Annotated in this window: 12 protein-coding genes; 9 read left to right on the top strand and 3 right to left on the bottom strand. The window is 69.1% G+C overall.

Translation table 11 applies throughout. From position 1 onward, the window contains the following. The first annotated feature begins 3 nt into the window (after positions 1-3). From QFZ21_RS06320 to QFZ21_RS06300, 5 genes are all read left to right on the top strand, one after another. On the top strand, positions 4-474 hold the full coding sequence (locus QFZ21_RS06320; RefSeq protein WP_307375591.1) for a DUF3817 domain-containing protein: 471 nt from the start codon (positions 4-6) through the stop codon (positions 472-474). Further along, on the top strand, positions 471-2,057 hold the full coding sequence (gene guaA / locus QFZ21_RS06315) for a glutamine-hydrolyzing GMP synthase (protein ID WP_307375589.1): 1,587 nt from the start codon (positions 471-473) through the stop codon (positions 2,055-2,057). The genes QFZ21_RS06320 and guaA overlap by 4 nt, the downstream gene beginning before the upstream one ends. A gap of 8 nt (positions 2,058-2,065) precedes the next feature. Then, positions 2,066-3,451 carry a glycosyltransferase gene (locus tag QFZ21_RS06310; RefSeq protein ID WP_307375587.1) on the top strand — a complete coding sequence of 462 codons (1,386 nt, stop codon included), beginning with the start codon at positions 2,066-2,068 and terminating at the stop codon, positions 3,449-3,451. A gap of 202 nt (positions 3,452-3,653) precedes the next feature. After that, positions 3,654-4,079 carry a YciI family protein gene (locus tag QFZ21_RS06305; protein ID WP_307375585.1) on the top strand — a complete coding sequence of 142 codons (426 nt, stop codon included), beginning with the start codon at positions 3,654-3,656 and terminating at the stop codon, positions 4,077-4,079. A gap of 13 nt (positions 4,080-4,092) precedes the next feature. Beyond that, positions 4,093-5,382 (top strand): RNA polymerase sigma factor, encoded by a 1,290-nt coding sequence (locus QFZ21_RS06300; protein ID WP_307375582.1) that lies wholly within the window; start codon positions 4,093-4,095, stop codon positions 5,380-5,382. Between the two features lie 72 nt (positions 5,383-5,454). On the opposite strand, the gene QFZ21_RS06295 is transcribed toward QFZ21_RS06300, so the two are convergent. Further along, the gene (locus QFZ21_RS06295) at positions 5,455-5,727 is read right to left on the bottom strand and encodes a GlsB/YeaQ/YmgE family stress response membrane protein (protein WP_307375579.1); all 273 of its coding nucleotides are present in this window, start codon (positions 5,725-5,727) and stop codon (positions 5,455-5,457) included. Positions 5,728-5,892: 165 nt separating this feature from the next. Beyond that, positions 5,893-6,810, bottom strand: coding sequence for a Bax inhibitor-1/YccA family protein (locus tag QFZ21_RS06290; protein ID WP_307375577.1), 918 nt, complete (start codon positions 6,808-6,810; stop codon positions 5,893-5,895). Positions 6,811-6,899: 89 nt separating this feature from the next. Here QFZ21_RS06290 and QFZ21_RS06285 point away from each other — a divergent pair, with 89 nt between their 5' ends. Further along, entirely contained in the window at positions 6,900-7,886 is a 987-nt protein-coding gene (locus QFZ21_RS06285) for a glycerophosphodiester phosphodiesterase family protein (protein ID WP_307375574.1), read from the top strand. A gap of 135 nt (positions 7,887-8,021) precedes the next feature. Here the strand turns inward: QFZ21_RS06285 and QFZ21_RS06280 are convergent, their stop codons facing one another. Continuing rightward, on the bottom strand, positions 8,022-8,420 hold the full coding sequence (locus tag QFZ21_RS06280; RefSeq protein WP_307375570.1) for a YccF domain-containing protein: 399 nt from the start codon (positions 8,418-8,420) through the stop codon (positions 8,022-8,024). A gap of 89 nt (positions 8,421-8,509) precedes the next feature. Between QFZ21_RS06280 and QFZ21_RS06275 the strand changes: the two genes are divergently transcribed. From QFZ21_RS06275 to QFZ21_RS06265, 3 genes are all read left to right on the top strand, one after another. Further along, positions 8,510-9,496, top strand: a complete 987-nt coding sequence (locus tag QFZ21_RS06275; RefSeq protein ID WP_307375566.1) for an ABC transporter ATP-binding protein — start codon at positions 8,510-8,512, stop codon at positions 9,494-9,496. Further along, a complete protein-coding gene (locus tag QFZ21_RS06270; RefSeq protein ID WP_307375564.1) occupies positions 9,493-10,509 on the top strand; it encodes an ABC transporter permease in 1,017 nt (338 codons plus the stop codon). Before QFZ21_RS06275 ends, QFZ21_RS06270 begins: the two co-directional genes overlap by 4 nt. Positions 10,510-10,640: 131 nt before the next feature. Beyond that, a complete protein-coding gene (locus tag QFZ21_RS06265; RefSeq protein WP_307375561.1) occupies positions 10,641-13,745 on the top strand; it encodes a lamin tail domain-containing protein in 3,105 nt (1,034 codons plus the stop codon). The last annotated feature ends 7 nt before the right edge of the window (positions 13,746-13,752 follow it).

Raw genomic sequence — 13,752 nt, 5'->3', positions numbered from 1 at the left:
CCCATGCCCGAACCGAAAGTCGCCAGCTTTCCGGCGATCCGCGGTGCGCTGAAGTTCTACCAGATCGCGTCGATCATCACCGGAGTCATGCTGCTCCTGCTGGTCGCCGAGATGGTGCTGAAGTACACGCCGATCCATCTCGAGCTCTACGCCGGCGGATCCGGCGGGCCGCTCTGGTTCGCTCCCGTGGTCGAGGGCCCGGAGGGGCTCGAATCGACCGGCGACGGGTTCAACCTCTCGCTCTTCATCCTCGTGGCGCACGGCTGGTTCTACGTCGTGTACCTGTTCGCCTGCTTCCGCATGTGGAGCCTGATGCGCTGGCCGTTCCTCCGGTTCATCCTGCTCGCGCTGGGCGGCGTCATCCCGCTCCTCTCCTTCATCATGGAGACCATCGTCGCCCGCGACGTGAAGACCTATCTCGCCACCAGGGAAGCCGTCGAGGCTCCCGCCACCGCCCCGGAAGGTGTCCGTTGACCGAGCATTCCGAGACTGAGCAGCGTCCTGCGCTCGTCGTCGACTTCGGCGCGCAGTACGCGCAGCTGATCGCCCGCCGTGTCCGTGAGGCGGGTGTCTACAGCGAGATCGTGCCGCACACCGCCACAGCGGCCGAGATCGCCGCCAAGAACCCGGTGGCGATCATCCTCTCCGGCGGACCTTCGTCGGTGTACGAGGAGGGCGCTCCGCGCCTGGACCCCGCCGTGTTCGACCTCGGCGTCCCGACGCTCGGCATCTGCTACGGCTTCCAGTACATGGCGCAGACCCTCGGCGGCGAGGTCGCGCACACCGGCCTCCGCGAGTACGGAGCGACGGATGCCGCCGTCTCGGGCGACGGCGGCACACTCCTCGGCGGTCAGCCGGCAGCGCAGAACGTGTGGATGAGTCACGGAGACCAGGTCGCCAAGGCGCCCGAGGGCTTCGAGGTGCTCGCCACGACCGACGCCACCAAGGTCGCGGCCTTCGCGAACGAGGAGCGCGGTTTCTACGGCGTGCAGTGGCACCCCGAGGTCAAGCACTCCGACCACGGTCAGCGTGTGATCGAGAACTTCCTGCACAAGGGTGCGGGCCTCGCGTCCGACTGGAACAGCGGCAACGTGATCGCCGAGCAGATCGAGCGCATCCGCGAGCAGGTCGGCGACGCCCGGGTGATCTCCGCGCTCTCCGGCGGTGTCGACTCGGCGGTCTCGACGGCTCTCGTGCACAAGGCGATCGGCGATCAGCTGACCGCGGTGTTCGTCGACCACGGCCTCCTCCGCAAGGGCGAGCGCGAGCAGGTCGAGAAGGATTACGTCGAGTCCACCGGCGTGCGGCTGATCACGGTCGACGCGGCGGACACATTCCTCGGTCACCTCGCGGGTGTGACCGACCCCGAGGAGAAGCGCAAGATCATCGGGCGCGAGTTCATCCGCGCGTTCGAGAAGGTGCAGCTCGACCTGGTCGCCGAAGCGAAGGCTTCGGGTGGCGCTCCGGTCAAGTTCCTCGTGCAGGGCACGCTCTACCCCGACGTCGTCGAGTCGGGCGGCGGAGCGGGCACCGCGAACATCAAGTCGCACCACAACGTGGGCGGGCTCCCCGACGACCTCGACTTCGAACTCATCGAGCCGCTGCGCGCGCTGTTCAAGGACGAGGTCCGAGCGATCGGCCGCGAGCTCGGCATCCCCGAGGCGATCGTCGGACGCCAGCCGTTCCCCGGCCCCGGTCTCGGCATCCGCATCATCGGCGAGGTCACCGCCGACCGTCTCGAGATCCTGCGCGAGGCCGACGCCATCGCCCGCGAAGAGCTGACGAAGGCCGGTCTCGACCAGGAGATCTGGCAGTGCCCCGTCGTGCTCCTCGCCGACGTCCGCTCGGTGGGCGTGCAGGGCGACGGTCGCACCTATGGCCACCCGATCGTGCTGCGCCCGGTGTCGAGCGAAGACGCCATGACAGCGGACTGGACCCGGCTGCCCTACGACGTGCTGGCGAAGATCTCGAATCGCATCACCAACGGCGTCCGTGACGTGAACCGCGTCGTGCTCGACGTCACGTCGAAGCCGCCGGGGACCATCGAGTGGGAGTAGGGGACGCCGTGTCCCCTCATGCGGCGCCGGCCCTGCCGGATGCCGAGTACCTCGTGCTGTCCAGTCGGCTGATTCCCGGCCTGGACGGCGGGTACACGATCGCGACGCTCGCGCGCGCCCGCCAGCTGGCCAGCGCCGGCGTCGCTGGCGGTGCGGGGCCGCAACTGCTCACCTTCGACCCGGGAACCGCGGCGGCGCATGCCGAACACCGGCAGACGTTCGTCTCGCAAGGGGCGCTCGCCGATCCCTCGCGGATGCGCAACCTCTTCGACGAGGCCGTGGCGCCGGACGGCGGAGCAGCCGAGTGGCTGCGAGCTGTGGCGGATGCCGACGCGAAGGCTGACCCCGCCGTCGAGTACCGCGTGCTCGAAGATGCCGACGCACGGCCGTTCGTCTCACTTCCGGTCATCCCCGGGAACCCGGACTGGCACCTCGCCGACGAACCGGTGCTGATCCACGACGCCGCGGGTGAGGTCGTCGGCGGTGTGCGCGGGTTCCGAGGTCTCTACCGGGCGTGGCTCGATCACGTCACGGCGTCGTTCGGCGACCGCACGATCGTCGTGATCTGCGAGTCCCGGCAGCTCGGCGAACTCATCGCGGACTGGGCGGATCCGCGGGTGCGCATCGTGCACCCGATCCACACCATCCACCTCGAAGCCCCGTACACGGCGGATGCTCCGATCAATCGCCTCTGGACCCGCTGGTTCGGCATCGCCGACCGCTTCGACGCGGTGATCTGGCCGACCGCCACGCAGCGCGACGACGTGGTCGCGCGCTTCGGCACGGCGGCGCAGCATGAGGTCGTGCCGAATCCGATCACCCCGGTCGAGGCTCGAGGCGATCTGCGCGAGCCCGGGCTGGTCGTCGCCCTCGGGCGCCTCGCCCCCGGCAAGCGGCTCGACCACGCGATCCGGGCTTTCCTCGCCGCCGATGTGCCGGGAGCGCGCCTGGAGATCTGGGGCGGCGGTCCCGAAGAGGAACGGCTGCGCGCGCTGATCGACGAGCTCGGGGCGGGGGACCGGGTCGTCCTCGCCGGTTACACGAACGATCCCGCGCGAGTTCTCGACCGGGCGTCACTGATGCTCACCGCGACCGCGTTCGAGGGACAGCCGCTCGGCGTGGTCGAGGCGCTCCTGCACGGGACCCCGGTGGTCTCGTACGACGTGCGCTACGGCATCCGTGATGTTGTCGGGGCGGGCGGGGGAGTGCTGGTTCCGGGCGGAGACGTCGACGCGCTCGCCGCGGCCGTGCGGCGGGTGCTGACCGAGCCCGGTCTCCTCGAACGGCTGGCCGCCGCGGCCCCCGGCATCGCCGCGGCGTGGAGCCCCGAGCGATCGCTCGCCGCGCTGACCGCGGTCATCGCCGCCGCCGTCGCTCGCCCGCCGCGCCGCTGACCCTCACTTGCCCGACCCGCACCATCCGCTTCCGTGGCATTTGCTGCGGGTTGCGGCGCCCACAACCCGCACGAACTGCCACCGGAACAGCATCCGAAAAAGAAATCCAGAAAGTTTTCGGCGGGATGTCGATCCTCCTGCTTTCCGTTCGACGTCTGTGATGAGAGGGTCGAGAGACGGCCTGCCGAACAAGGAGAGAACCATGAAGTACATGCTGATCATGCGGTCCAACGACGAAGCAGTCGAGGCGTACAAGGAGATGCCCTTCGAGCAGGTCATCGAGGCCATGGGCAAGTACAACGAGTCCATGATCAAGGCGGGCGTGCTCGCCGCGGGTGAGGGACTGACGGATGCCGCCGAGGGCTTCGTCGTCGACTTCAGCGCCGAGACCCCGCTCATCACCGACGGCCCCTACGGCGAGACCAAGGAGCTGTTCAACGGCTTCTGGATCCTCGAGGTCTCCTCCCGCGAAGAAGCCGCCGAATGGGCCAGCCGCGCCCCGCTCGGCAAGGGCTCCTTCCTCGAGGTGCGCCGGGTGACCGATGCCTCCGACTTCCCGGCCGACAACGAGTGGATCGAGAAGGAAGCCGGCTGGCGCGACGAGCAGGCGCAGCGCGCCCAGCAGTGAGCATGCTGCCGCGATGAGCGATTCCTCGAGCAGCGAGACGGCGCGTTCCGCCCCCGATCAGGGGTCCGCGGAGCGCGCCGTCGCTGCTGTGTGGCGCATCGAGTCGGCCCGCATCGTCGGGTCGCTCAGCCGGATCGTCGGCGACTTCGGCCTGGCAGAGGATCTGGCGCAGGAAGCCCTGGTCGATGCGCTGCGGCAGTGGCCGGTCGAGGGGGTGCCGCGGAATGCGGCGGCCTGGCTCACGGCTGTCGCGAAGCGCAAGGCCATCGACGGCTGGCGCCGACGGGAACGGCTCGACGAGCGTGTCGCGCTGATCGCCCATGACCTCGAACGCGAGCAGGCGGAGGGAGGCGACATGCTGTGGGACCCGGATGCCGTCGACGACGACATCCTGCGACTCATCTTCATCGCCTGCCACCCGGTGCTCTCGAAGGAGGCGCAGGTCGCGCTCACGCTCCGCGTCGTCGGCGGGCTCTCGAGCGAGGAGATCGCGCGGGCGTTCCTGGTTCCGACGGCGACCGTGCAGCAGCGGATCGTGCGGGCGAAGAAGACGCTCGCGGCCGCTAATGCCCCCTTCGAGATGCCGCCCCGCGAGGAGCACGCGCAGCGGCTCGGAGCGATCCTGGGGGTGCTCTACCTGATCTTCAATGAAGCCCACGCGGCCTCGAGCGGCCCGGAGTGGATGCGGCCCGAGCTCAGCGACGAGGCGATCCGGCTCGGCCGGGTGCTCGCGGCGCTGATGCCGAAGGAACCCGACGTGCACGGGCTGCTCGCCCTGATGGAGCTCACTGCGGCGCGGTTCCCGGCGCGCGTGGATGCGAACGGCGACCCGGTGCTGCTCGCCGACCAGGATCGACGCCGCTGGGATCGCAGCCGCATCACGCGCGGGCGCGCGGCACTGGCGACGGCGGATGCGGTCGGGCGCGGGCGCGGCGCCTACAGCCTGCAGGCGGCGATCGCGGAATGCCATGCTGTCGCGGCATCCGTCGACGACACCGACTGGGAGCGGATCGTGCTGCTGTACGAGGCGCTGGGCAGGATCTCACCGTCACCGGTCGTGGAGCTGAACCGCGCGGCCGCGGTCGCGATGGCGACGGGGCCGGCATCGGCGCTGCGGATCATCGATCAGCTGTCCGAATCCGGCGCTCTACGCGGCTATCACCTGCTACCCGCGACCCGGGGCGAGCTGCTGCTGCGGTTGGGGCGGGATGACGAAGCCCGGAGCGAGTTCGCGACCGCGGCGGGCCTCGCCGGTAACGACCGCGAGCGTGCACTCCTCGAGCAGAAGGCCCGCGGGGCATGAAAGAGCCCGCCCCATCGAAGGCTTTCGCTTCCGACGGGGCGGGCGTCTGTCTGCGGGACTATGCGATGTGCGTCAGTCGCGGACCTTGTTGCCGCGGCCGACGATCAGGCCGTAGATCAGCAGCACGATGATCGCTCCACCGATGGCGAGAAGCCAGGTCTGCAGGCTCCAGAACTCTTCGAGTCCGACGCCGAAGATGACGGATCCGAGCCAGCCGCCCAGGAAGGCACCGACGACGCCGAGCAGTAGCGTGACGATCCATCCGCCGCCCTGCTTACCCGGGAGGATGAGCTTGGCAATGGCGCCGGCGATAAGACCGAGAAGAAGGAATCCGAGGAAACTCATGGTCTGCTCCTTACATACTGTGTAGGACTTCCGGGGTGCCGGAAGTTCGTGTCACCACTATTCACCAGTTGAGAATTTCCTGCATCCCCTTGCGCAGAGGCATCCGGGTATGGCAAGAGGCCCGCCTCCCCAGGGGAGACGGGCCTCTCGACGAACAGATCGTGATCAGTTGCTGCGGACGATCGCGATGATGCGCAGGATCTCGACGTAGAGCCAGACGACCGTGACCATGATGCCGAAGGCACCCATCCAGCCGAACTTGCGCGGAGCGCCGTTGCGGACGCCCTGCTGGATCTGGTCGAAGTCGAGCACCAGCGAGTAGGCGGCCATGATGACGACGAAGACGCCGATGATTAGGCCGAGCGGGATGCCCATGATCTCAACGCTGCGGAGTCCGAAGGCGTTCTGGTTGATACCGGTCCACATGAGCACGAGGTTCAGCAGCGAGAAGACCAGGTAGCCGACCATCGCGATCATGAAGATCTTCGTCGCCTTCTTCGACGCGCGGATCTTGCCGCTCGCGAAGAGCGCCAGCGTGACGCCGACCACCGAGACGGTGGCAAGGGTGGCCTGCACGACGATGCCCGGGAACCGCACTTCGAAGAAGGCCGAGATGCCACCGATGAACAGTCCCTCGAACACGGCATAGGCGAAGATCAGCGCCGGACGGACGGTCTTGCGCGAGGTGAAGATGATGACCATGGCGAGCACGAAACCGCCGAGGGCTCCGACGATCATCGGCAGCAAGTTGGGCGCGAAGCTGCTGTACGGGTCCCGCTCGGGGGCCGCGAGACCGCCGAGCGTCCAGACCCAGCCGACGGCGGCTGCGACGAGAAGGATGCCGAACAGGCCGACCGTCTTCCAGACGGTGTCTTCGACCGACATGCGGTCGGTCTCGATGGCGCCAGCCGGAGGAGCGGCGTACATGCCCTCGAGCTGCGCGTTGGCGGCGACGTCCATCGCGCCGTGCTGAAGGGAGGCGTTCTGCGCACCCTGAGCGGCCTGAGGTCCGCCCGGGTAGGTCGCGACATTGCGCGGATCCTGCTGCTTGAACGCCGGGTTGTTGAAGGCGAAGTTGCTCATGGTGGGCCTCACTCCAAAAGGGGGTCGTAGGTCGCTTTCCTCCACGATACTCGCGCGGGGCGGCGGAGGGGGTGTTCTACGCTGAGAGCGTGCCCAGGAAATCGCCCCTCGTCATCGGGCATCGCGGCGCGCCCGGCTACCGTCCGGAGCACAGCCGGTCGTCGTACGAGCTGGCTCTCGCGATGGGCATCGACGCGGTGGAGCCCGACGTGGTCGCCACCAAGGACGGTGTGCTGGTCGTCCGGCACGAGAACGAGATCTCGGGCACGACCGATGTCGCGCAGCATCCGGAGTTCGCCGATCGCAAGACGACCAAGCGCGTCGACGGGGAGGTGCTGACCGGTTGGTTCACCGAGGACTTCACCTGGGCGGAACTGTCGACCCTGCGCAGTCGCGAGCGACTGCCCGAGGTGCGGGTCTCGAGCGCGAGCTTCGACGATGCGCAGGCGATCCTGCGCCTCACGGATGTGCTCGACATCGTGCGGGAGGGCTCGCGCGAACACGGCCGGGAGATCGGCGTGGTGCTCGAGGTGAAGCACGCCACCTACTTCGCGTCGATCGGTCTCGAACTGGCGCCGCTGATCGAGCGCGAGCTCAAGGACGCCGGCTGGGCTGACGGGGAGCTGCCCCTCATCATCGAGAGCTTCGAGTCGACCGTGCTCGGCCAGCTGCGTGCGCGCGGGATCGTCGCCTCTTACGTCTACCTGATCGAGGCGGCCGGCCGCCCCTACGACCTGTTCGTCGCCGAGGGCAAGCGAGCACTCACCTACAGGGCGACCGTCACCCCGGAGGGGCTCGACGCGCTGGTCGGACGGTTCGACGGCATCAGCGTCGACAAGAAGATGCTCCTCGCCCGCGGCAACTCGATCGTCGCGGATGCCCACGCACGCGGCCTGAAGGTCTTCACGTGGACGTGCCGTCCGGAGAACGCGTTCCTCGCGGCGGAGTTCCGCGGTTCCGGGGGCCGCAGCGCTTTCGGGGACTACGAGGCCGAGTGGGGCGTCATCGCGCGCACCGGGGTGGACGGCGTCTTCGTCGATCACCCCGATCTGGGCGTCGACTTCTTCCGCCGCTGAGATCCGGCTCGCAGGTTCTGCGGCCATTTCGAACTTCTGCGGCCAGTGTCGGCCGATCCGGCCGCAGAAGGTGCGATCAGCCGCAGAACTCGGCCGTAGAACTCGGCCGTAGAACTCGGCCGCAGAACTCGGTCGTCAGAGCGTCCGGTCGAAGGCTCCTCGACGCGTGGACACGATCTCCTTGCCCAGCGGCGCGAGCGAGACGGGGACCATCTTGAAGTCGGCGATGCCCATCGGGATGCCGATGATGGTGATGCACAGCAGGAAGCCCGAGATGATGTGCCCGATCGCCAGCCACCAACCGGCGAGGATCACCCAGAGGACGTTGCCGAGGAACGACCCGACGCCCGACGTCGGCTTGCTCACGACCTCACGGCCGAACGGCCAGATCGCGTAGCGCGCGATCCGGAACGATGCGATCGCCCAGGGGATCGTGACGATCGGGATGCACAGCAGCACCCCGGCGAGGATGTACCCGAGGAACAGGGCCCACCCGGCGAGGATGACCCAGATGACGTTGAGGATCGTGCGCATGAGCCGATTTTGTCACCCATCGCCCCGCTCGGCTGGGCATCCGCCCGGAGGTCCCGGTTTCGCGGGCATTCGGATGCCAGACTGACCGCATGACCGGGATCGTGGTGCAAGACGTCAGCAGAGCGTTCGGGGCCGTGCAGGCCGTCCGAGGCGCCACTCTCCGAGCCGAGCCCGGCCGTGTGACGGGACTCGTCGGGCCGAATGGCGCGGGCAAGACCACGCTGCTGCTGATGCTCGCATCGCTTCTCGCCCCGGACTCCGGCAGCATCAGCATCGGCGGTGTCGACCCCGCGACGGATGCGCTTGCGGCGCGGCGGATGCTGGGATGGATGCCGGATGCCCTCGGCGCCTGGCCGTCGCTGACCGCCAGGGAGACGATCGTCACCACGGCACGCCTCTACGACATCCCGAAACCGGAGGCCGCGATCCGGGCCGAGCAGCTGCTCGTCCTCGTCGGGCTGACCGATCTGGCGGACTCCCCGGCCAAGGTGCTCTCCCGCGGGCAGAAGCAGAAGCTCGGGCTCGCCAGGGCTCTGGTCAACGACCCTCGGGTGCTGCTCCTCGACGAGCCCGCATCGGGACTCGACCCCGAAGCACGCGTACACCTCCGCGTGCTCCTGCGCCGCTTCGCCTCCGAGGGGCGCACCGTGCTCATCTCCAGCCACATCCTCTCGGAGTTGGAGGAGGTCGTCGATGACGCGGTGTTCCTCGTCGCCGGCACCGTCGTCGATGCGGCTCCGGCGCAGGCGATCGTGCGCGGGTGGCGGATCCGACTCGCCGGCGCTTCTCCCGAACGCATGGCCGCAGACACCTGGCAGGTCGCGTCGAGTCTCGGGCTCTCGCCGGACGCTCTGGTCTCCGACCGGGGTGCGGTGCTCGTCGGCTTCGCGAGCGAGGACGCGGCCGCGCAGTCCCTGCGTCGGCTGGTCGAGGCGGGGCTGCCGGTGGCGGAGTTCGCACCGGCGCAGACCGCCCTCGAGCACACCTTCCTGAATCTGCATCCGCAGCCCGCTGCACCGGCGACCGCGCCGCCGCCGCCGGCAGCACCGTCGAACGGAACGGAGGCAGGCGCATGAGCCTCACCCACGTCGGGACGATCGCCCGGCTCGAGCTGACCCAGCGCCTGCGCAGCGTCAGCTGGTACATCCTCCTCGGCGTGTTCGCCGTCCTCCTCCTCGGTATCACCGTGCTCGCGTTCGCCGTCTACTCCTGGGGCGATGCGGTGGGAGCCGGCGTGTACTCGATCGTCGTCAACGTCGTTCTGCTCCTCGTCGTCCTGGTCTCGCCCACCCTCAGCGGCAATGCCATCAACGGTGATCGGGACGCGGCGACGCTTGCCGCGATCCAGGTGACCGCCGTGTCGACAGGCGACATCATGGTCGGCAAGCTGATCGCGGCGATCGCAACGGGAGGCGCCTTCCTCGTCGTCGCGCTGCCCTTCCTGGCGGTCTCGCTGCTGGGCGGCGGCGCCAACCCCCTGGTGCTGCTCGTCTCGCTCCTCGTCCTCGCCGTCGAGATCGTCGTCGTCGCCGCGATCGGTGTGGGGCTGAGCGGCCTGATCGCGCGACCGCTGTTCTCGGTCGCGACGACGTACCTGGTGGTCGCCGGTCTCGTGATCGGCACCCTCATCGCGTTCGCCCTCGGCGGGATGGCGGTGCGGAGCGAGGCGACGAGCTACAGCCGGCCCTACGACTCCGCCGGCAACGTCGACTGCGAGAACTGGGACACCTCCACCTACGAGGTGCCGAGGTTCGATCTGGTCTGGTGGGTGCTCGCGGCGAATCCGTTCGTCGTGCTGGCCGATGCGACGCCGACCGAGTTCGCGGCCGAGGGATATCCCGTCGACCTGTTCGGGCAGATCAAGTACGGCGTTCGCAGCGCTCAACTGTCCCCGCTCGAACAGCGCTGGGATGAGTGCGACACCGACGGCGGCTATCGCACGCCGGAGGATGTGATCGATTCCACGGTTCCGAGCTGGTTCGTCGGGCTCGGGGTGCAGGTCGTCATTGCGGGCTCGCTCTTCGCCGGCGCCTGGGCACGCACGCGCACCCCGGCCAGGCGACTGCCGCCGGGGACCCGCATCGCCTGACCGGCACGGGAGGGCCAGGAAAGGGAACGGACACCTCCCGTTCACCCGCCGTGCACCGAGGGGTACCCCTGCGGCCATGCGGCATCGGTGGTCTGGAGGCCTACCCGTCTGAGCCCGACCCAGGAGCCTCCATGCCCCGCCTGCACCATGCAGCGGCAGTCACGGCCGTGTTCGCATTGAGCGCCGCCGCCCTGATCGCCACGCCCCTTGCCGCCACCGGCGCCGATTCCGGCATCCGTCCGTCTGAAGAGATCGCAGGTGTCGCGGCCGCTCCCGGTCTCGTCCTGAATGAGATCGTCTACGACGATGCCGCGACCGGCCTCGCCGACCAGGTCGAGCTCTACAACGCGGGCACGGAGACCGTCGATCTCGACGGCTGGTACATCTCCGACGAGAAGCGGGACACCTTCGGACATGCGCCGGAGGGCACTTCGCTGGCGCCGGGGGAGTTCCTCGTGCTGGTGAAGGACGCGGACTTCCCCTTCGGTCTGGGTAAGGGCGACGAGGTCGTCCTGTTCGATCCGGCGGGGACCGTGATCGATTCCTACGCGTACGAGAACACCGCACCGCTGTCGGTCTGGGCGCGCTGCGCGGACGGGACCGGCGAGTGGGCGCATGCGACGGCCGCCACTCCGGGAGCGGCGAACGAATGCTCCGTCACTCCGACGACCGGGACCATCGCGATCAACGAGGTCGACTCGCAGCCTGCCGACTGGGTGGAGTTCCACAACTCCGGTGACGAGGCGCTCGACATCTCGGGATACGAGATCCGCGACAACTCCGACGACCACCGCTGGCAGTTCCTGCCCGGCACGAAGATCGAGGCCGGCCAGTTCCTCGTCGTCGAGGAGGGCACGATCGGACTGGTCGACGGCGTCGAGACCGCATTCCGCGACTCGATCGGCATCGGCAGCGCCGACCGCATCCGGCTGTACGACGCGACCGGCGCGATGATCGACGACACCCTCCCATGGAGCGGCCACGCCGCGATCGACGGTGACTTCGGCGCTGCGACCCTCGCTCGCTGCCCCGACGGCGAGGGTGCCTTCCTGCTCGCCCACCCCACCCCGGGTGCGACGAACTCGTGCGTGATGCCGGACGTGCTCATCAACGAGATCGAGTCGAACGGCGACACCACCGACTGGGTGGAGGTCGTGAACCTCAGCGGCGCGGCCGTCGACGTCTCCGGCTGGTCCGTGATGGACAACGACCCGAACGGGCATGCGGCCGACACCACGCCGCTTCCGGCGGGCACGACGCTGGCAGCCGGCGCGTACCTCGTGTTCGACCAGCCCGCGAACTTCAGCTTCGGGCTCGGCAACGGTGACACCGTCACGCTCCGCGACGCCAACAAGAACACGGTGGACGAGCACGTCTACACCGCGCACGCGGACGGCGTGTGGGCGCGGTGCGCCGACGGCACGGGGGAGTTCACCGACATCGCCGTCTCGACGAAGGGGCTGCGCAACGCCTGCGGAAACCCGGTGCGCATCAACGAGGTCGAGTCCGACGGCGGCTCGCCCGATGACTGGGTCGAACTGGTGAACCCGACGGATGCCGCGCTCGACGTGTCCGGAATCGTCGTGAAGGACGATGACGACGCGCACTCCTACGCGATCCCGGCCGACACCACGATCGCTGCCGGTGGCTTCCTCGTGATCGAGCGCGAGCAGCTCGGCTACGGACTCGGCGGTGGCGACAAGGTGCGTCTGTTCGACGGCGACCTACTCATCGACGAGACCAGCTGGGGCGAGGGCCACGCGGCGACGACGTGGGGGCGCTGCCCCGACACCACGGGCGTGTTCGCGGTCACGGCCGAAGCGACCAAGGGTGCCGCGAACGTCTGCGCCGGCGAGATCACGGTGGCGCCGTGGCCCGGCTCCGCGGACGTGCGCGTGCTGGACAGCACCCCGACGTTCCTCGAGGACAGCTCGGGCCTCGACGTGCAGGAGACCGCCGACGGCGCGTTCCTCTGGGCGGTCGACAACGGCGAGGGGCGCATCTGGAAGCTCGAGGCGCACGCCGACGGTTCCGTCGAGAAGGTCGACGGCTGGGACGAGGGCAAGCGGGTGCGTTTCCAGAAGGATGCCGCGAACCCCGGCGCTGCAGGCCCCGACACCGAAGGCATCACGGTCGACGGTGCCGGAGACGTCTACGTCGCCTCCGAGCGTGACAACAGCGCCAAGGGCGTGAACCAGAACGTCGTGCTGAAGGTGGACCCGGATGCCGCGGCCGGCGACCTCGTCGCCCAGCAGGAGTGGGACCTCACCGCCCTGCTCCCCGCCGTCGGAGCGAACCTCGGCATGGAGGCGGTGCAGTGGGTGCCGGACTCCGCGCTCGCCGGTGCGCTCTTCGACGACAACACCGCCGCCGCCTATGACCCCGCGGACTACGCCGAGCACGGCGGCGGGCTGTTCTTCGTCGCGGTCGAGGACAACGGTCACGTCTACGCCTTCGCGCTCGCCGGAGACGGCACCGCGACCCTGGTGTCCGAGATCGCCCCCGGTCTCACCGGCGTCATGGGCCTCGACTACGACAGCGTGCGCGACAGCCTGTGGGCGGTCTGCGACGACGGCTGCGGCGGGCGCTCAGCGGAGATCACGCTGAACGGCACCGCGAAGCCGGGTCTCGCGCACTTCGCGCGTCCGGCAGGAATGCCCGACATCAACAACGAGGGCTTCGCCACGGCACCGGCCTCGCTGTCGGTCGACGGCCAGCGCCCGGTCTGGTGGTTCGCCGACGGCTTCGCCTCCGAGGCGCTGCGCACCGGCACGCTGCCGGGCGTCGACGACGAGAACCCGGGCGAGAACCCGGGCGGCGAGAAGCCCCCGCTTCCGGGCACGGGTCTGGTCGAGGGGAACCGCAACGGCGTGACGGTCGACCCTGCCGTCGCGACGCGCGGGCAGAAGGTCACGATCACGGTCGGACCGGATGCTGCGCGCGACGATGTCGCGGTGTGGCTGTACTCCGACCCGCAGCGGATCGCGATCGGCAGCCTCTCGGCATCCGGAGCGATCTCCGTCACGATCCCGTCGGATGCCGCGCTCGGCGCCCACCGGATCGCGGTCTACGCCGCCGACGGCGCACTGCTCGGTTGGGCGGACATCCGCATCGCCACAGAAGCGGGCGGTCTCGCCACCACGGGCTCCGAAGTGCCGGTCGGCGCGATCGCGCTGGCGCTGATGCTCCTCGTCGCCGGCGGCGTCGCATTCGGGCGCCGTCGGCGCACGGTCTGATCCGACT

It is taken from the genome of Microbacterium sp. W4I20 (assembly GCF_030816505.1).
Classification (GTDB): domain Bacteria; phylum Actinomycetota; class Actinomycetes; order Actinomycetales; family Microbacteriaceae; genus Microbacterium.
This window is presented reverse-complemented; position numbering and strand designations above follow the sequence as displayed.

Coding starts and splice junctions, on each gene's coding strand:
- QFZ21_RS06275 (WP_307375566.1), top strand. CDS start 8,510: ATGACCGGGATCGTGGTGCAAGACGTCAGCAGAGCGTTCGGGGCCGTG.
- QFZ21_RS06290 (WP_307375577.1), bottom strand. CDS start 6,810: ATGAGCAACTTCGCCTTCAACAACCCGGCGTTCAAGCAGCAGGATCCG.
- QFZ21_RS06305 (WP_307375585.1), top strand. CDS start 3,654: ATGAAGTACATGCTGATCATGCGGTCCAACGACGAAGCAGTCGAGGCG.
- QFZ21_RS06280 (WP_307375570.1), bottom strand. CDS start 8,420: ATGCGCACGATCCTCAACGTCATCTGGGTCATCCTCGCCGGGTGGGCC.
- QFZ21_RS06265 (WP_307375561.1), top strand. CDS start 10,641: ATGCCCCGCCTGCACCATGCAGCGGCAGTCACGGCCGTGTTCGCATTG.
- QFZ21_RS06300 (WP_307375582.1), top strand. CDS start 4,093: ATGAGCGATTCCTCGAGCAGCGAGACGGCGCGTTCCGCCCCCGATCAG.
- QFZ21_RS06320 (WP_307375591.1), top strand. CDS start 4: ATGCCCGAACCGAAAGTCGCCAGCTTTCCGGCGATCCGCGGTGCGCTG.
- QFZ21_RS06295 (WP_307375579.1), bottom strand. CDS start 5,727: ATGAGTTTCCTCGGATTCCTTCTTCTCGGTCTTATCGCCGGCGCCATT.
- QFZ21_RS06270 (WP_307375564.1), top strand. CDS start 9,493: ATGAGCCTCACCCACGTCGGGACGATCGCCCGGCTCGAGCTGACCCAG.